The sequence below is a fragment of the Pseudomonas sp. rhizo25 genome, assembly GCF_031931935.1.
Classification (GTDB): domain Bacteria; phylum Pseudomonadota; class Gammaproteobacteria; order Pseudomonadales; family Pseudomonadaceae; genus Aquipseudomonas; species Aquipseudomonas synxantha.
The window spans coordinates 1-17,739 of the sequence record NZ_JAUJXA010000021.1; the positions used below are offsets into that span (position 1 = coordinate 1).

At 61.6% G+C, this 17,739-nt stretch carries 14 protein-coding genes; 5 read left to right on the forward strand and 9 right to left on the reverse strand.

The annotated features are described in order from the left end of the window. A partial coding sequence (locus tag QZR30_RS25660; RefSeq protein ID WP_311904519.1) for a non-ribosomal peptide synthetase occupies nt 1-6,042 on the reverse strand: 6,042 nt, incomplete at its 3' end. A gap of 210 nt (nt 6,043-6,252) precedes the next feature. On the opposite strand from QZR30_RS25660, the gene QZR30_RS25665 reads away from it, so the two are divergent. Together QZR30_RS25665 and QZR30_RS25670 are read left to right on the forward strand one after the other, a co-directional pair. Next, nucleotides 6,253-6,504 carry a type II toxin-antitoxin system HicA family toxin gene (locus QZR30_RS25665; protein ID WP_311904520.1) on the forward strand — a complete coding sequence of 84 codons (252 nt, stop codon included), beginning with the start codon at nt 6,253-6,255 and terminating at the stop codon, nt 6,502-6,504. Then, nucleotides 6,501-6,866 carry a type II toxin-antitoxin system HicB family antitoxin gene (locus tag QZR30_RS25670; protein WP_046072223.1) on the forward strand — a complete coding sequence of 122 codons (366 nt, stop codon included), beginning with the start codon at nt 6,501-6,503 and terminating at the stop codon, nt 6,864-6,866. The genes QZR30_RS25665 and QZR30_RS25670 overlap by 4 nt, the downstream gene beginning before the upstream one ends. Here QZR30_RS25670 and QZR30_RS25675 read toward each other — a convergent pair whose 3' ends face one another. After that, a complete protein-coding gene (locus QZR30_RS25675; protein ID WP_311904521.1) occupies nt 6,867-8,039 on the reverse strand; it encodes an MFS transporter in 1,173 nt (390 codons plus the stop codon). A gap of 132 nt (nt 8,040-8,171) precedes the next feature. Here QZR30_RS25675 and QZR30_RS25680 point away from each other — a divergent pair, with 132 nt between their 5' ends. After that, the gene (locus QZR30_RS25680; protein WP_274358362.1) at nt 8,172-8,759 is read left to right on the forward strand and encodes a TetR/AcrR family transcriptional regulator; all 588 of its coding nucleotides are present in this window, start codon (nt 8,172-8,174) and stop codon (nt 8,757-8,759) included. Here the strand turns inward: QZR30_RS25680 and QZR30_RS25685 are convergent. The 5 genes from QZR30_RS25685 to QZR30_RS25705 form a co-directional block, all read right to left on the reverse strand. Next, on the reverse strand, nt 8,743-10,098 hold the full coding sequence (locus QZR30_RS25685) for an MATE family efflux transporter (protein WP_311904522.1): 1,356 nt from the start codon (nt 10,096-10,098) through the stop codon (nt 8,743-8,745). The genes QZR30_RS25680 and QZR30_RS25685 overlap by 17 nt on opposite strands. A gap of 22 nt (nt 10,099-10,120) precedes the next feature. After that, nucleotides 10,121-10,693, reverse strand: a complete 573-nt coding sequence (locus QZR30_RS25690) for a DUF2239 family protein (protein ID WP_056846806.1) — start codon at nt 10,691-10,693, stop codon at nt 10,121-10,123. 149 nt (nt 10,694-10,842) lie between these two features. Beyond that, nucleotides 10,843-11,652: an ammonia-dependent NAD(+) synthetase gene (gene nadE / locus QZR30_RS25695; RefSeq protein WP_056846805.1), complete on the reverse strand. Its 810-nt coding sequence runs from the start codon at nt 11,650-11,652 to the stop codon at nt 10,843-10,845. Between the two features lies 1 nt (nt 11,653). After that, the gene (gene pncB / locus QZR30_RS25700; protein ID WP_056846804.1) at nt 11,654-12,871 is read right to left on the reverse strand and encodes a nicotinate phosphoribosyltransferase; all 1,218 of its coding nucleotides are present in this window, start codon (nt 12,869-12,871) and stop codon (nt 11,654-11,656) included. Between the two features lie 11 nt (nt 12,872-12,882). Then, on the reverse strand, nt 12,883-13,530 hold the full coding sequence (locus QZR30_RS25705) for a nicotinamidase (RefSeq protein ID WP_311904523.1): 648 nt from the start codon (nt 13,528-13,530) through the stop codon (nt 12,883-12,885). A 145-nt stretch (nt 13,531-13,675) separates the two neighbouring features. Between QZR30_RS25705 and QZR30_RS25710 the strand changes: the two genes are divergently transcribed. Then, the gene (locus QZR30_RS25710) at nt 13,676-14,368 is read left to right on the forward strand and encodes an NUDIX hydrolase (protein WP_068966993.1); all 693 of its coding nucleotides are present in this window, start codon (nt 13,676-13,678) and stop codon (nt 14,366-14,368) included. Between the two features lie 39 nt (nt 14,369-14,407). Here QZR30_RS25710 and QZR30_RS25715 read toward each other — a convergent pair whose 3' ends face one another. Both QZR30_RS25715 and QZR30_RS25720 read right to left on the reverse strand, forming a co-directional pair. Continuing rightward, the gene (locus QZR30_RS25715; protein ID WP_046072214.1) at nt 14,408-15,181 is read right to left on the reverse strand and encodes an L-iditol 2-dehydrogenase; all 774 of its coding nucleotides are present in this window, start codon (nt 15,179-15,181) and stop codon (nt 14,408-14,410) included. 12 nt (nt 15,182-15,193) lie between these two features. Next, nucleotides 15,194-16,510, reverse strand: a complete 1,317-nt coding sequence (locus QZR30_RS25720) for an ABC transporter substrate-binding protein (protein ID WP_046072213.1) — start codon at nt 16,508-16,510, stop codon at nt 15,194-15,196. Between the two features lie 211 nt (nt 16,511-16,721). Here QZR30_RS25720 and QZR30_RS25725 point away from each other — a divergent pair, with 211 nt between their 5' ends. Next, nucleotides 16,722-17,645, forward strand: coding sequence for an AraC family transcriptional regulator (locus QZR30_RS25725; RefSeq protein ID WP_311904524.1), 924 nt, complete (start codon nt 16,722-16,724; stop codon nt 17,643-17,645). Nucleotides 17,646-17,739: the final 94 nt, after the last annotated feature.

Sequence of the window (17,739 nt, forward strand, 5' to 3'; positions counted from 1 at the left end):
CGCTACCTGGGCTTCGAACAGTTGGTGAACCCGCTGCTCACTGGGGTAATCGAGAGTGGCGCTGCTCCAGTCGTGCACCAGTGACTGGTGCTCCTGGGCGTCCAGCAGGCTGAGTTCCGCCAACGGTAGTTCGGCCGCATCGAGCATATGCTGGAGCAGGTTGCTCAAGTGCGTACCAAGACGCTGCACCGCCGCCGTTGAAAAGTGCCCATGGGCATAGCTGTAATGCAAGGTCAGGGTATCGCCCAGATTGACCGTCAGGGTCAGCGGGTAACTGGTCTGCTCATGGGTGTGCAAGGCCTCGAATTGCAGGCCGTCGGGTGCCCCGCGTTGCAGCACTTCAGAGACCGGGTAGTTTTCGAAGACCAGAATGGTGTCGAACAGTGCCTCGCCACCGCGACCGGCCCAACGCTGGATCTCGTAAAGCGGTGCGTGTTCGTGTTCGCGCAGGCTCAGATTCAGCGCCTGTACGCTTTGCAGCCAACTGCCGAGGCTTTGCTCGGCCTGCGGGGTCGCCACCACCGGCAGGGTGTTGATGAACAGGCCAATCTGTTGCTCGACCCCGGGCAAATGCGCCGGGCGCCCCGCTACCGTGGCACCAAACGCAACTGTGGCTTGTGCGCTGTAGCGTTGCAGCAGCAACAGCCAGGCGGCTTGTACCAGGGTATTGAGCGTGACTTTCTGCTGACGGGCAAATTCATGCAGGCGCAGGGTCTGGGTGGCGTCCACCACGCAATAGTGTTCGCCATAGGCTGGCCCCGCCGGCGCCGGCACCTGCGCCTGGGCCAGGCGGGTCGGCTGTTCCAGGGGCAATAGCTGGGCCTTCCAGAATGCTTCGCTGGCGGCACTGTCCTGCTCTTGCAGCCAGGCAATGTAATCGCGATAGCGGCCCACTGCGGCCGGCGGTTTCTGGCCGCTGTAGCGCTGCAACACTTCGCCGAGCAACTGTGAGTTGCTCCACCCGTCCATCAGGATGTGGTGATGGGTGTAAATCAGGTGCCAGTCGCTGTCCGTCAGTTGCACCAGGACCAGGCGCAACAGCGGTGGCCGGGCCAGGTCGAAAGGTTGCTGCGATTGCGCCTGGGCCAATGCGTCAAGGGCTGCCGGAAGCGCCTCGTGGCTGCGCCAGTCGAGCACGCTGAACGGCAACTGCACCTGGCGATGCACCATTTGCTGCGCCTGCGGCCAGTCGCCAGGCCAGATGAAGCCGGTGCGCAGGATGTCCTGGGCGTCGACGGTGGCCTGCCAGGCGGCACGAAAACGTGCGACGTCCAGCCCCTGCACATTGACGCGCATCTGGTTGATGTAATCGCCGGCGTCCTGCTCGTAAAGGCTGTGAAACAGCATGCCCTGCTGCATCGGCGACAAGGGGTACAGGTCTTCGGCCTCGGCGCCTATCTGCGCCAGCGCATCCAGCTGGGACTGGCTGATGCCGGCCAAGGGGAAATCCGACGGCGTCGCCTGCCCGGCTTCAAGCCCGCAGCAATGGGCAATCACCGCCTTGAGCTCGGCGGCATAGTCGTCAGCCAGTCGCTGGATCGTCGCGCACGAAAACATCTCACGGCTGAAGCCCCATTGCAGGGACAGTTCGCCGCCGTATACCTGCCCCTCGACCGTCAGCCAGTTGGCCAGCGGCGCAAGCGGGTCCTGGGCCAGACCGTTGCCTTCGGCGGAAGGCACGAACAGCGCGCCTTCGTCGAACTGGCGGTCGAACTGTCCAAGGTAGTTGAACGTGATGCGCGGCTGGGGCAGCGCCGCCAGGGCCGCGACCACGGATGGCGGGGCCAGGTAGCGCAACACGCCGTAGCCAACGCCTTTGTCCGGCACCGCACGCAGTTGTTCCTTGAGCGTCTTGATCGAGTCCGACAGCGCGTGTGCCGGAGTGAGGTTGACGGGAAACAGGCTGGTGAACCAGCCGACGGTGCGGGTCAGGTCCACGCCGTCAAACAGGTCTTCACGCCCATGGCCTTCCAACTGAATCAACGCGCTGGACTGCCCGCTCCAGCGGCACACCACACGCGCCAGTGCGGTAAGCAGCAGGTCGTTGACCTGGGTGCGATAGGCGGCCGGCGCGAGGGTCAAGAGTTGGCGAGTGGTCTCGGCATCCAGGGTGCAACTGACCTTTTCCTCCAGGTATTGATGCAAGGCACCCTGGGGGTTATCGCAGGGCAAATCCGCGGTCGACGCCTGCCCAAGCTGCGCTTGCCAGCCTTCCATCTGGGGTAGAAAGCGTGGAACGGCGTCTTGCAGCCGGGCCGTCCAGGTTTGATAGGAGGTGGTCTTGCCCGCCAGTGCTGGCGCTGCCCCCTCGCGCAAGCCGACGTACAACTGCTGCAAATCGTCCAACAAGATGCGCCAGGAAACTCCGTCCACCACCAGGTGATGGATCACCAACAGCAAGCGCTGGCTGTGATCGGGCATCTGCACCAACAGTGCGCGCAACAACGGGCCGTCTTGCAGGTTGAGGCTGCGCTGGGCCTCATCACACAGCTCAGCCAGGGCTTCGTGGCTGTCTACCTGGCGCTGCCACAGCACGGACTCACCCACAGGCTCGCTGTAGTGCTGTTGCCACCCCTCACCGTTCGCCTGGTAACGTAGGCGCAAGCCGTCATGGTGGTTGACCAGTTGCTGCAACGCGCCGTTCAGGAAAGCCGCCACGATTGGCTCGCGCGGCATCAGCAACAACGACTGGTTCCAGTGCTGGCGCTGGGGGATGTCCTGGGCGAAGAACCAGTGCTGCACCGGGCTGAGGATCGCCTGGCCCTGGGCAGCACCCTGGTCGATCGTGGTATGCAGGCGCAGGCTTGCGACTTGCGCCAGGCTACGTAGGGTCTGGTGCTGGAACACGTCCTTGGGGCTGAGGTTGATGTCGGCCTGGCGTGCCCGGCTGACCAACTGCATGGAGACGATGGAGTCGCCGCCCAGTTCGAAAAAGTTGTCATCCTGGCCGACTTGCTCAACGCCGAGCACATCGCTCCAGATCGCCGCCAAGGCCTTCTGCAAGGCATTTTCCGGCGCGACAAATGCCTGTTGCAGCGTCGCGTCCGGTACGGGCAATGCCTTGCGGTCGAGCTTGCCATTGGCGGTCACCGGCAGCTTGGCCAGTGTGATGAAGTGCGTCGGCACCATGTATTCCGGCAAGCTGCTGAGGAGCCAGGCCTTGAGATCGGTCGGTTCTTCGTCTTCCAGCACCAGATACGCGACCAACTGCTTGCCGCCCTGCACCAACACCACCGCTTCACGCACCTGCGGGTGCTGCATCAGGCGCGTTTCGATTTCGCCCAGCTCGATACGCAAGCCGCGCAGCTTGACCTGATGATCGAGGCGGCCCAGGTATTCGATCACGCCATCGGCGCGCTGGCGCACGCGGTCACCGGTGCGATACAGGCGCTCGCCGGTCACGAACGGGCTAGGCACAAAGCGCTCGGCGGTCAACGCCGGGCGCTGGTGGTAACTGCGCGCCAGGCCGGTGCCGCCCAGGTAGAGCTCGCCGGCAACACCGGCCGGTACCGGGTTGAGTTGCGCGTCCAGCACATAGGTGCCGAGGTTGGCGATCGGGCGGCCGATGGGCACGCTGTCTGCGCCTTCGTCGATGCAGGTCCAGTGGGTGACGTCGATGGCCGCTTCGGTCGGACCATAGAGGTTGTACAGCGCCGCACCCGGCAACTTGGCGAACACCTGCAGTTGCGCATCCAGGGGCAAGGCTTCGCCGCTGCACACAATGCGCTTGAGGCGGGTGCACGCCTGCACGCCCGGCTCGTGGATAAACGCCTGCAGCATCGACGGCACAAAGTGCAAGGTGGTGATGGCGTGCCGGCCGATGGTTTCGATCAGGCGCGCCGGTTCACGGTGTTCGCCAGGTGCGGCAACCACCAGGCGCGCACCGGTCATCAGCGGCCAGAAGAATTCCCACACCGAGACGTCGAAGCTGAACGGGGTTTTCTGCAACACCGCGTCACCGGCATCCAGATCATAGGCCTGTTGCATCCAACTCAAACGGTTGACCAACGCACGGTGGCTGTTGCCAGCGCCCTTGGGCTTGCCGGTGGAGCCGGAGGTGTAGATCACATAGGCGAGGTTGAGGGCATGGACCGCCACGGCGGGCGCTTCGCGGCTGTAACCGTCGAGCCACAGCGCCGGCTGATCCAGGGCAATCACCTGGATACCGGCAGCGGGCAGCAAGGCCAACAGGCTTTGCTGGCTGAGCAGCAAGTGAATGCCGCTGTCTTCGATCATGTAGGCCAGGCGTTCCTGGGGATACTCGGGATCGAGGGGCACATAGGCGCCACCGGCCTTGAGGATTGCCAGCAGGCCGATGACCATTTCGACGGAACGCTCGACACAGATTCCCACCAGCACGTCGGGACCTACGCCCTGCTCGCCCAGGGCATGGGCCAACTGGTTGGCGCGGGCGTCGAGCCGGGCGTAGGTCAAGGTGGTCGTACCGAACACCAGTGCCGGCGCATTCGGGGTGCGCTGAACCTGGTCTTCGATCAGGTGATGAATTGCGCGTTCGGTTGGGTATGGCTCGGCAGTCTGGTTCCAGGTGTGAACCAGCCGGTGCTGTTCTTGGGCATCAAGCATCGGCAATTCGCCGATACGCTGTGCGCCATCCAACACCATCGCCTGCAACAGGCTGATCCAGTGTCGGGCCATGCGCTCGATGGTCGGCGCGTCAAACAGGTCATTGGCGTAGGTCAGCGCGGCGTGCAGGGTGCCGGATTTTTCATAGGTGTCAAGGGTCAGGTCGAACTGCGTGGTGCGGCCTTGCCATTCCACCAGGGCCAGCTCCAGGCCGGACGCGGAACTGAACGAAGCGATGTCGGCAACGACCGGCTGGTGGTTGTACATCACCTGGAACAGCGGTGTGTGGCTCAGGCTGCGCTCGAGTTTCAGCGCTTCCACCAGGCGCTCGAAGGGCAACTCTTGATGGGCCTGGGCACCCAGGGCGTGCTCCTTGATGCCTTGCAACAGCTCGGCAACGCGAGTTTGCCCGCTCAGTTCGGTGCGCAGCACCTGGGTGTTGACGAAGAAACCGATCAGCCCTTCGACTTCGGTGCGGTTGCGATTGGCAATCGGCACGCCGACACGGATATCGCCCTGGCCGCTGTAGCGATGCAGCAGCACATTGAAGACACCGAGCAACAGCATGAACAGGGTGACGTTGTGTTTTTGCGCGCAACTGCGCAGTTGCGCAGCCAGCGCCGGATCAATCGCGAAGTTATACCGCGTGCCTTGATAGCTGGGCATCGCCGGGCGCGGATGATCGGTGGGCAGCTCCAATACCGGATGCTCGTCGCCCAGGCGTGCCTGCCAGTATTCCAACTGACGCGCCTGCTCCCCCGCTTCCAGCCAGCGTCGCTGCCAAAGGGCGTAGTCGCTGTACTGGATCGGCAGCTCGGGCAGCTGCGGCGTTTCGTTGCGCTCATGGGCGTCATAGCAACGGATGAACTCGTCGATCAGCACATTCATCGACCAACCGTCGGAGACGATATGGTGCAGCGTCAGCAGCAGCACGTGTTCCTGATCGTCGAGTTTGAGTAATTGCACGCGCAGCAGCGGGCCGTGTTCCAAATCGAATGGCAACAAGGATTGGCGGGTAGCGGCATCGTTGACGGCCTGCTCGCGCTCGGCGGCGGGCAAGGCGCTGACGTCCAGTTGCTCGACCGCAAGCGACGGTTCTATCGCCACCTGCACCAGATGCTCATCAGCCTGGCGTTGGAACACGGTGCGCAAGGTTTCGTGACGCGCCACCAGGCTGGCGAATGCTTGCTCCATCGCTGGCAGGTTCAGCGCGCCGATCAAGCGCACCGCGCCGGGCAGATTGTAGGCGCCGCTGGCCGGGTCCAATTGCCAGAGAAACCACATGCGCTGCTGTGCGTAGGACAGCGCTTGGCGGTCCTGCGCCTCTACCCCTGCCGGAATCGGAAACCGGGAAAACTCCACGCCTTCTTTTTGCAAGGCTTGCAGGAACAGCTGGCGTTTTTCCAGAGGCAACCCGATAAACCGGCGAGCAAGTTTCAAGGAGTCTTCAGCATTCATTTCTTCGAATCCGGGGCAATAGGCGGGAAGCACAAAGGCACGTCGTCCCTATAAAACGAACCGGAAGGGGAAAAATTAGCGCGGGGATGGGTGGCGTCGAGCGAGCTGTCAACAAGGGTTACATCAATTCCAGGCAAGGCACGCGAAGCCAAGCTAGCATTGACGAACACCACTTTTTGCAACTACATTTAGTTACACGCAGGGAACGCCGTGTCCAAAAATGAAAAGCTGCTCGCCAAACCGCTCAATGAGCACATGGCATTTACCTGGCCCGAGCTCGTCACACTGTTACGACGGCTCGGATACACACAGATTGAAGGGGCCGGAAGCCGGGTCAAATTCGACATCGGCGACCCCAGTGCAATGATCACGTTGCACAGGCCTCACCCCGGCAACGAACTGAAGCACTACATTCGTCGCCAGATCATCGAACAATTGAAATCAGGAGAACTGATTCAGTGAACAACCAACTGAAACACAATGGCTATATCGGCTCTATCGAAGCCAGCCTTGAAGACAACTGCCTGTTTGGCAAGGTCCTGTTCATCAAGGCATTAGTGAGCTACGAAGGTAAAACCGTCGCAGAACTGGAAGCCGCCTTCCGTGAAGCGGTGGACGATTACCTCGCGACCTGCCAGGCCCTCGGGCAAACGCCGGAGAAGCCTTGCAAAGGTTCATTCAACGTGCGCGTCGGGCATGACCTGCACTTGGCAGCAGCCCTGGCAGCAACCCGTAAGAAAGTGACGTTGAATGATCTGACGCGCCAAGCGTTGAGCGAGTTTCTACAACATCACTATCCAGAGCCATGCCCGGCGATAGGCTGACTAGCCCAACCGTCGGTAACCCAACACCGCCGAGCCCAACACCACTGCCCCCGCCGCCAACGCCACCCAGAATCCGCTGGCGGCTCCAAAATGATCGATCATCCAACCGGAGCTGGCGGCGCCGATGGCCACACCGATGCTCAGGCCGGTGATCAGCCAGGTCATGCCTTCGGTGAGGCGGCTGGGCGCGACGATCTGCTCGACCATGGCCATGGACACGATCAAGGTGGGCGCGAAGAACAGGCCGGAGATAAAAATCGCCGCGGCCAGGCCCGGAATATTGCTCACCAGTAATAAAGGCAAGGTCGTCACCGCCGTGGCCACGCCGCAGTACAGGAACTGCCGGGGCAACGGTGCCTTGAGCTTGAGGGCACCAAAGGCCAGCCCGGCCAGGCATGAACCGATGGCATACACCGACAGCACGATACTCGCCGCCGCCGGCTGACCCTGATGCTGGGCGAACGCCACGCTGACCACATCCACCACGCCGACGATCACACCCATGGCCAGCAGCAGGATCATCAGGATCAGCACCGAGGGCGAAGCGATCAGCCAGCGACCGTGCGCATCGTGATGCGCGTGGACCGGTGGCTCGGTTTGCCGCTGCAATACAAAGGTGGTCACACCTATGGCCAGCAATACCGCCGCCACCAAGGGGCCGGCTTCAGGAAACAGCACCACGCTCAGGCCCACGGAAATGGGCGGGCCAATGATGAAGCACACCTCATCCAGCACCGACTCCAGGGCAAATGCGGTCTGCAGCCTGGGCTGGCCGCGGTACAGCTCGGTCCAGCGCGCCCGCACCATGGCGGACATGTTCGGCATGCAACCGGCCAGCGCGGCAAACAGGAACAGCGTCCAATTCGGCGCCTGCAAGCGCGTATACAGCAGCACCATCAACAACGCCCCGCCGCCGATCAAAGCGGCAATCGGCAATACCTTGCCCTGGCCGTAGCGGTCCACCCAACGTGAAACTTGCGGCGCACAAAACGCCGTAGCCAGGGCAAACACTGCCGCCACCGAACCGGCCAGGCCATAGCCGCCATGCACCTGGGACAGCATGGTGATCAAGCCGATGCCGGTCATCGATATCGGCATGCGCGCCAGCATGCCGGCGAGCACAAAGGCCCGGGCACCGGGGACCTGGAATAATTCGGCGTAGGGGTTTGCCATCCTGCTTGACCTCTTGCTTGGAGCCCCGGGCTTGCTATCTGAAGCGATCAGGGCAAAATACATACGGTGCGTATGTAACGAATCATGCTTCGCATACGCAGCGTATGTCAATCACTCCACCAAGAGATCATGATGAGCCAAGCCCGTGCCGAAATGATCGAAGCCACCCGCGCCCGCCTGTTGGCCAGCGCGCGCCGAGCCTTCGCCACCCAAGGCTATGCCAATACCTCGATGGATGACTTCACCGCCCAGGCCGGGCTCACACGCGGTGCGTTGTACCATCACTTTGGTGATAAAAAAGGCTTGCTGGCGGCCGTGGTCGCCCAGCTCGACAGCGAGATGGACGAGCGCTTGCAGCGCATCTCGGAGCAGGCCGCAGAACCCTGGAGCGGTTTTTGCGAACGCTGCCGGGCTTATCTGCGCATGGCCCAGGACCCTGAAATCCAACGCATCGTGTTGCAGGATGCGCCGGCGGTGCTGGGTGATACCGGCCCCCAACAACATTGCGTCGAATCATTGCGCCAATTGCTGGAGGCCTTGATGCAGGCCGGGTTGATTCCTCAGGCCCCCAGCCAAGCACTGGCGCAGATGATCAACGGCAGCCTGGTCAATACCGCGTTGTGGATTGCCCGGGATGACCACCCGGGCACACGCCTGGAAGAAGCCTTGCAAAGCCTGGAGCTACTTTTGCGCGGGCTGAGCCTCAAACCAAGCGCTTGATCTGCTTATGCCGCCACACCAGCCGGTAGTACGCGGTCTGCAACACCAGCATCGCCAGGTAGGTCACCGGGAAGGCCATCCACACCCCTTCCAACCCGAAGTGGGCGTTGAACAGGTAAGCCATCGGCAGTTCCACGCAGAGCACGCAAAAAATCGAGATCGCCACCGGCATCAGCACCACACCACTGGCGCGCATGATGCCGCCAATCACCGCCTGGAACCCGAACACCAGGATGCTCCAGAGCATGATGTGCAGCAGGTGTTCGGCCCTGACCCGTGCGCTGTCGTCGGTGATGAACAGCCCCAGCAGCCAGTGCGACAAACCGTAGCCGAGCACGATCAGGGCACCGGTAAGGCACAGGTTGATCACCAGCCCGGTGCGCAGGATCGGCCCGATGCGCTCCAGGCGCCCGGCGCCAATCGCCTGGGCACCGAGGATCGATGCAGTGATGGCGATCGACAGCGCCGGGAATTGCACGTAGTTGACGATCTGCGTCACCGCGCCATAGGCCGCCGTGGCCTGTGAACCGTGGCCGTTGACCAGGGCGAGGATGACCAATTCAGACAACGACAACACCACCATCTGCAAGCCCGTCGGCAAGCCGATGCGCAGGACCTTGCCGAGGATCACCCGGTCCAGGCGCAAGGCCGCGAGCAATTCACGATCCGGCGCCATCACATGGTTTTTATGCCGCAGGCGCAGGACCAGGAACAGCATCGCCAAGGCATTACCCACCAAACCCGCGTACACCGCACTCTGGATGCCCATGGGCGGCAGGCCGATCCAGCCACGGATCAGCGCCGGGGTCAGCAGCAAGCCCACCAGGGTCGAGACCATCAACGCCAGCAGCGGCGAAATCGTGTCGCTGACTCCGCGCAGCAATTGGGTATAGAGGATGAACACCAGCAACAACGGCATGATCAACATCATCATCTGGGCGTAACCCACCGCATCGTCGAGCACATCCAGCGGCGTACCCAATGCCTGCAAGGCCGGACGCGCAAACAGGCTGCCCAGTACCGCGGCGATCAGGCCCACCAGCGCGCCCAACGTGAGGGTGGCGCCGGTAATCACTTTGACCAGCCCCGTCTCCTGGGCGCCCCACGCCTGGCCGATCAACACCGAAGCGCCCGCCCCCAGGCCGATCACCAGGGCGATAAAGAAAAACACGATGGGGAACATGCCCGACACCGCCGCCAGCGCCTGGGTGCCGAGCATTTGCCCAACATAGATGCCGTTGAGGGTGCCGGAAAAGCTCTGCAGAAAATTGGACAGCACCATGGGTGCCAGAAAGATCAGGTAGATCTGCCACAACGGCCGTTGCTGAGTAACTTCCATGATGGTTAGAGTCCCGGAGTGATTAGGCTGGGAAGGCATTGCGCGACAGCCAGCCCAGGTACGTCTGCACGTCCGCAGGCCAGTGCGCGATGCTATGCGAGAAGGCGGCCCTGTCCTGGGCAAACAGCGCGCGCGAGGCGTCTTCAAAACCCGGCAAATTACCGCCAATCGCGCTCATGAAGCGATAGCTGGCTTCCTTGGCCTGGCGCAGTTGATCAACGCTGGCATGGGCCGTGCGCGCTTCATCCACCAACCGGCGCAAGGCAGCCGACGCACCGCCGCGCTGCTGGCCAAGCCACTCCCAATGGCGTGGCAGCAAGGTGACTTCGCGGGCGACCACGCCCAATTTCGGACGCCCCACCGAGGGCGTTGCGGGTGGCTCGTCGTCGCTCTCGACCGGGGCCGCAGGCTGCGGCGCGTAACCCGCTGGCCACGGGTAATCGACCTGTGTGCCGGCGGTGTCATCGAAGACCAGGAAGCTACCGGCGGGCAACGCTTGAGCGGCAAGGGCCTCGGCCACATCGGTATAAGTGCCGGCGGCGATGCGTTGATGGCCTGCGAAAGCGGTGCATAGAGAAATGTTGTGCGTAGGCATGGCTTATTACCCGGATATTATTTGTTTTACCCGGGTTATATTAGGCTGAATTGGCCGACTTGCAAGAATCTTTTGCAAGCGCTACCTCTTGACTGACCGGCTTCAGGGCAAGCCCCTCCTGCAGATCCAGGCTGCGTAGACATCTTTGCCTAAAGGGGCACGATGGGCAGCGCACGCTTGTGCGCGGTCTTGCTGTAGGCGCTCTCTACAATCGTTCTTACGTGCTCACTCACAGGCTCACCCATCAGGTACGCGTCGATGTCGTCATAGGTACAGCCGTAGGCGACTTCGTCCAGCTTGCCCGGCGCCAATTCTTCGAGGTCGGCGGTCGGGGCTTTTTTGACCAGGTTGTCGGGGGCGCCCAGTGCGGTGCCGAGCAGGCGTACCTGGGTTTTGGTCAGGCCGGACAGCGGTGCCAGGTCGCAGGCGCCATCGCCGAATTTGGTGAAGAAGCCCATCAGCGCTTCAGCGCCTTGGTCGGTACCGACCACCAGGCCGTTTTGCAGGTTGGCGACGGCATATTGCGCAATCATCCGCGTGCGCGCCTTGACGTTGCCTTTGATGAAGTCCACGCGTTCGGCATCGACTTCGCCGGCAGGCAGGCTGCTCATCAGGCCATCGACACTGGCAGCGATGTTTAGGGTATCGATCTGGTCCGGGCGTATAAAGTCCAGGGACGCGGTAGCATCGTGCTCGTCAGCCTGGCTCTTGTAGGGCAGGCGCATGGCGATAAACCGCGCGGCGTAATCCTGCGAGCGCAGTTGCTCGACCGCCAGCTGGCACAGACGGCCGGCGACCAGCGAGTCGACGCCGCCACTGATGCCCAGCACCAGGGCTTTGCAGCCCGAACTGCGCAAGGTGCGCTTGATGAAGTCGATGCGACGTTGGATTTCCTTGGCTTCGCCCCCCTTCACCAGCTGCCGATTGATATTCAGTTCCTGTGCGATACGGTCCTGCATGTCACACCTCCACATTGCCGACATTGAATACCTGCGCCGCGTACTGCAAAAACGAGGCGTCTTCGCAAACGTTCTTGATCGGGTCATCGGAGAACTTCACCACCGGTTCGCCGTGTACCCGCACCAGTTTCATCACGATGCTCAGCGGCTCCACACCTTGCACATCACACGCCAGGCTGGTGCCCATGCCAAAGCCGAACCTGGCCTTGCCACGGATGTGGCGCAGGATCGGCAGGCATTTTTCGAAGTTCAAGCCATCGGAGAACATAAGGTCTTTGGTCATGGGGTCGATGCCGAGTTCCTTGTATCTGGCCAGCACCTTGTCGGCCCAGGCGATGGGGTCACCGGAATCCTGGCGCAGGCCGTCGTAGAGCTTGGCGAAGTACAGGTCGAAGTCCTTGAGGAAAAAATCCGTGCTGATGCAGTCGGTCAGGGCAATACCCAGGCGGCCACGGTACTCGCGCACCCAATTTTCCAGCGCGGCATTCTGGCTTTCACGCAGGCGCCCCAACTGCTGGTGCACCATCAGCCATTGGTGGGCCATGGTCCCGATCAGCGGCAGGTCGAACTCGTAGGCCAGGTGCGCGTTACTGGTGCCGACAAACTGGCCGGGAAAGTCGCGACGCATGATGTCCACCACTTCGCGCTGGGCCTTGAACGACAGGCGCCGGCGGGTAGAGAAGTCAGACACGCGCAGGTCGGCCAATTCATCGCGGCTGAGGTTTTTTTCCAGCCAGTCGAATTTCTGGTAGAGCTTGCGGGTGACGTCCTCCAGGGTGACGTCGGGGTATTTGTCACGGTTGCGCAATTCGCTGACCAGGGCCAGGACCGGTTGTTCGAACATGATGCAGTGCAGCATCGGGCCGATTACGCGAATGTTGAGCTGGCCGTCGACCTCACTGACGTGGATATAGCGCAGATTGAAGCGGAACAGGCCGAGGAAGCGCTCGTAGTCCGGGGTGAGGTATTCGCGAAAACGCGGGTTGAACAAAAAGCGCAGCTCACCTTCGCGCATGTGCAGGCCGGCGAGTTTTTCCAGCTCGTCGCGCAGCTGCGGGATCAGGTGTCCGAGTTTTTCCCTGGAGCGCACGATGAAGTTGTATTCCACATCGACATTGGGGTGCTGGTGCAACACCGCCTGCATCATGGTGAAGGTGTAGTAGTCGGTATCGAGCAGGCCCTGGATCACTGGGGATTGCTTGTCGTAGGCACTTTCCATGGTGGGTCTCCTTAACGCGCGGCCATCTCGGCCAGTTCTTCGCGGGTACTGCTGATGACAGCACCGGCCTTGAGCAACTCGTTCACAGCCTGTACACCACCCTCCTCACTGATGCTGCGGCAGGCCGGCAGGTGCAGGACGACTTGCAGGCCAGCCTTGAGCAGTTGCAGTGCGGTGGTCTTGACGCAGTAGTCCAGGGCCAGCCCGCCGACGATCACGCGGGCGACGCCCTGGGCCTTGAGGTACTCGATCACTCCGGTGGACAGCTTGTCGTGCAGGTCGTGGTAGCAGGCGCCGTAGGGGTGCAGGTCGGGTTCGACGCCTTTCCAGATGAAGTAGTCGTAGTCATAGGGGCTGGGCAACTCGTCGAGCAAGGTGAAGCCCTCGGTGCCCGGCACACAGTGGCTGACCCAGGTGACATCGGCGTGGGCCAGGCCGGTGGGTTGCAGCATCTCGCTGTGCTGCGCGACGACCCAGGGCGCGTGGGGCGTGTGGGCGTCCTTGCTGCCGATGCGATGGCCGGCGAGGCTGGCCATGTAGTTGAGCTCGGCGCCGATGCGGTCGCCACCGGCCACCGGCAATTCATTGGGGCACAGCGGCGTGAAGCTTTTCTGGGCGTCGACGTCGAATGAAGCGATGGCGGTTTTAGCAAGGGTCATGGTGATTCTCCGGTGGCCTGGAAACAAAAGTACACGTCATGTACTTTCATAGCAAGAAACATTTGTTTATTTAGGCGGACGTCAGTTCATGACATATCTGTTCGATCCGTTAGACTATGCCGGCCACCGTTGATGAGGACCTGTCATGCCACTTAGCGCCTACCTGCACACCGTCGATCTCTGCGTACTGTGCTACTGCCGCGCCGCTGGCGAATTGAAGCTGCTGCTGAATAAACGCGAAGCCGAGCCGTTCGCCGGGCATTGGGCACTGCCGGGTGTGGTGGTAAACGGCGACGTGCAAGACCTGAGCCTCAAGGATGCAGTGGAACGCCTGCGCGCCAGTGACAAGGTCGGCCTGGACCTGGCCTGGAGCGAACAGGTGGGCACGGTGGGCGATGCGTTTCGCGACCCGCGCTGCTGGTCGTCGTCGACTTACTACCTGGCAATCGTGGCGGATGCAGTGAAGCTTGGTGAGCAGCAGGGCTGGTTTTCACTGGAGGCGGTGGCCGATGGCAGTATCAAGCTGCCATTCGATCACAACAGCATTGTGGCGGCCGTGCACGAGCGGCTGTTGTCCAAGTCGCTGTACAGCAGCTTGCCGCTGATGTTCCTGGGCCATGAATTCAGCGCGCCGGAAGCGACTACGATCTTTTCCCTGGTGCTGGCGCGGCCGGTATTGAAGACCAGTATTCGCCAGCGCCTGTTGAAACTCATGGAGGCGGGGTATCTGCGTGAGACGGGGCGCAAGAAGAACGGCGAAGGTGGCCGCCCCCAGGCGACGGTGGAAAACTTGAAGCCTGGGGCGGTTTACTTCTTTGATCGAAGCTTTGCTGACTGACGTTCTTGCAAGAACGGCGATGGGTAAATCCGCGGGGCTTTAGTTCATCCAGTTACCGCCATCGACGTTGTAGGTCTGGGCCACCACATAGTCGGCCTCCTTCGAAGCCAGGAAGATCGCCATGCCGGTCAGGTCTTCGGCCGTACCCATCCGCCCAAACGGCACCTCGTCCCCTACCCGCTTTTTCTTCTCGCCCGGCGCCAAACCTTCATGCCTGGCGAACAGTGCATCTACCCCATCCCAGTGCTCGCCGTCCACCACACCCGGGGCGATGGCATTGACGTTGATACCCTGCTTGATCAGGTTCAGCCCCGCCGATTGCGTCAGGCTGATCACCGCTGCCTTGGTCGCACAATAGACCGCCACCAACGGCTCGCCACGCCGCCCCGCCTGGCTGGCCATGTTGATGATCTTGCCGCCATGCCCCTGGCGGATCATCTGCCGGGCGGCGGCCTGCAAGGTGAACAGGGTGCCGGCAACGTTGATCGAGAACAGCCGCTCAAAGCTGTCACGGGTGATGTCGACAATGGGCGCCAGGTCGAACAGTGCCGCATTGTTGATCAGGATATCCAGCTTGCCGGCATGGGCCACTACCGTGGCGATTGCGATGTCGATGGAGGCTTGGTCGGTGACGTCCATCACCACCGCGTAGGCCTGGGGCCCCAGTTCGGCGGCAGTGGCCTGGGCTCGTTGCAGGTTGATGTCGGCAATGGCAACAGTGGCGCCTTCGGCGATATAGGCCTGGGCAAACGCGCGGCCAATGCCCCGCGCCGATCCGGTGATCAGCGCGCTTTTACCTTCGAGTCGTTTCATCGGGGTGTCCTGTCAAAGTGATTTCGGGTAGCCGGCGCGTTTCATCTCGCGTTCGGTGCTGGCCTGCGCCTGCTGCAATGCCTGCTCAACCGACATACCGCCGGTGAGCGCCGCCGAGAACAGCTTGCCGACAGAGGTGCCGATGGCCTGGAACTCGGGGATGGTCACGTACTGGATGCCTACGTACGGCACGGGTTTGGCCGAAGGATGTGCGGGGTCGGCGTGCTTCATCATCTCCAGGGTTACCTGGGCAAACGGTGCGGCCTGCAGGTACGCCGCGCTGTAGGTGGACTGGCGGGTGCCCGGCGGTACGTTGGTGACACCTTCTTTCTCGGCGACCAGCTGGATGTAGGCCTTGGATGTCGCCCAACTGATAAACGCCTTGGCGGCATCCTTGTGCTTGGAGGTGGCCGGGATCGCCAGGGACCAGGCATAGAGCCAGGACGAGCCCTTGTCGGTGACTTCGGTGGGGGCGGCGGCGAAACCTACGCGGTCGGCGACTTTGCTCTGGCTGGTGTCGGTGGTGAAGGAGCCGGCGACGCTGGCGTCCACCCAGATCGCACACTTGCCGCTGTTGAACAGCGCCAGGGTTTCATTGAAACCATTGCTGGACGCGCCTGGCGGGCCGTATTGCTTGAGGGTGTTGACGTAGAAGTTGGCGGCCGCAGCCCATTCAGGGCTGGTCAGCTCGGGTTTCCACTGCTCATCGAACCAGCGTGCGCCGAACGCATTGGCCATGGTGCTGAGCAACGCGATGTTTTCGCCCCAACCGGCCTTGCCACGCAGGCACAGGCCGTACTGGTCTTTGTCTTTGGCGGTGAGTTTGGCAGCGAATTCACCCAGTTCTGTCCAGGTCGGGTGTGATGGCATGCTCAGGCCGGCTTGCTTGAACAGGTCGGTGCGGTAGTAGGTGACGGTGCTTTCGCCATAGAACGGCAAGGCATACAGGGTATTGTTGACCGACAGGCCCTGGCGAACCGAGGGGAAGATATCCTCGATGTCATAGTCGGCCGGTAGTTGGGTCAGCGGCTCCAGCCAGTGCTTGGCGCCCCACAACGGGGTTTCGTAGGTGCCGATGGTGAGCACGTCGAACTGCCCGCCCTGGGTGGCGATATCGGTGGTGAGGCGCTGGCGCAGCACATTTTCTTCCAGCACCACCCACTTGAGCTGGATATCCGGGTGCTGCGTTTCGAACACCTTGGATAGACGTTGCATACGGATCATGTCGCTGTTGTTGACCGTGGCGATGGTCACGGTTTCAGCGGCATGGCTGGGTATGGCCAGGGCCAGGCCGGTCAGCAGGAACAGTGCTTGCGGTAGCTTGAGCATGGCGGTTTCCACCTGTTGTTTTTGTTGTCGAGCCCCGATTACAGCAGCTTGGCCTGGCCCTCACAAACGCCTGGCGAATCAGCGCCTGATACTTTTTTAACCTCGGGCCCAGGATCAAAAAAGTATCAGTGCCAGGTTAAACCGGGAGTAGCGCGCTGATTGCCAGTGCGCGTATTTTTAAGGCCATTGCATACCTACAAGAGGCATCAGCATGCCCGTCAGTCGCGCCAAACTGTTTGAGCACCGCCCTGCCGAACTGGAAGTGATCCTGCCCGAACCGCAGCATTGCTTTCGCTGGTTCGAACATGACTATCCCTATGAGCTGGCGCGCTGGAACCATCACCCCGAATTTGAAATCCACCTGATCCGCCAAGGCAGCGGCAAGTTGGTGGCGGGCGACTATATCGGCGCATTCAGCGCCGGGCATGTCGCGCTGATCGGCCCGGACCTGCCCCACGATTGGATCGGCGACCTGGCCCCCGGCGAATACCTGAGTGGCCGCGATGTGGTGCTGCAATTCGACGGCGCCGCCCTCCTCGCCCTGCGCAAGGCCCTGCCGGAACTTGGCGATTTACAGCCGCTGTTTGAACAGGCGGGACGTGGCGTCGAATTCACCGGTGAGGCGGCGGTTAACGCTGCCAGGCTGATGGAAGCCATCGGCGGTGCCCATGGCCTGCAACGCCTGATCCTGTTCCTGCAACTGCTCGATAGTCTCAAACATGCCCCGCCCTCACAGGCCAAGGCCCTGGCCAGCCCATGCTATGCGCCGACCCTGGATGCGCGCAGTGCCGAACGCATCAACCAAGCCTTCGATTATCTGATGCGCGAACTGACGGGGGATGTGCGCCTGTCGGACATTGCCCGGCAATTGGAGATGAGCGAACCGGGCTTCTCGCGCTTTTTCAAGCGCAATACCGGCCACGGCTTTATCGACCTGATGCGCAAGTTCCGTATACAGCGTGCCTGCCGGTTGTTGCTGCAAAGCCAGATGTCGGTGGCGGATATCTGCTTTGAAGTGGGCTACGCCAACCTGTCCAATTTCAACCGCCACTTTCGCATCGAAATGCACCAGACGCCGAGCGAATATCGGCGGCAGACCGCACTGCATCTATTCAACCCCATCACCAAGGTCTGAGCCTGTTGGTTTTCTGACCATATCGTCGGCTAATTCGCGATTTTTTTAAACAGTTCAAGCCATTGAAGAAAGTTGGTACAGCCTGTGCAAACGT

What these genes read in the sequence shown, in the direction of transcription:
- QZR30_RS25675 (WP_311904521.1), bottom strand. Translation starts at nt 8,039, where the DNA reads ATGGCAAACCCCTACGCCGAATTATTCCAGGTCCCCGGTGCCCGGGCC.
- QZR30_RS25680 (WP_274358362.1), top strand. Translation starts at nt 8,172, where the DNA reads ATGAGCCAAGCCCGTGCCGAAATGATCGAAGCCACCCGCGCCCGCCTG.
- QZR30_RS25685 (WP_311904522.1), bottom strand. Translation starts at nt 10,098, where the DNA reads ATGGAAGTTACTCAGCAACGGCCGTTGTGGCAGATCTACCTGATCTTT.
- QZR30_RS25690 (WP_056846806.1), bottom strand. Translation starts at nt 10,693, where the DNA reads ATGCCTACGCACAACATTTCTCTATGCACCGCTTTCGCAGGCCATCAA.
- nadE (WP_056846805.1), bottom strand. Translation starts at nt 11,652, where the DNA reads ATGCAGGACCGTATCGCACAGGAACTGAATATCAATCGGCAGCTGGTG.
- pncB (WP_056846804.1), bottom strand. Translation starts at nt 12,871, where the DNA reads ATGGAAAGTGCCTACGACAAGCAATCCCCAGTGATCCAGGGCCTGCTC.
- QZR30_RS25705 (WP_311904523.1), bottom strand. Translation starts at nt 13,530, where the DNA reads ATGACCCTTGCTAAAACCGCCATCGCTTCATTCGACGTCGACGCCCAG.
- QZR30_RS25710 (WP_068966993.1), top strand. Translation starts at nt 13,676, where the DNA reads ATGCCACTTAGCGCCTACCTGCACACCGTCGATCTCTGCGTACTGTGC.
- QZR30_RS25715 (WP_046072214.1), bottom strand. Translation starts at nt 15,181, where the DNA reads ATGAAACGACTCGAAGGTAAAAGCGCGCTGATCACCGGATCGGCGCGG.
- QZR30_RS25720 (WP_046072213.1), bottom strand. Translation starts at nt 16,510, where the DNA reads ATGCTCAAGCTACCGCAAGCACTGTTCCTGCTGACCGGCCTGGCCCTG.
- QZR30_RS25725 (WP_311904524.1), top strand. Translation starts at nt 16,722, where the DNA reads ATGCCCGTCAGTCGCGCCAAACTGTTTGAGCACCGCCCTGCCGAACTG.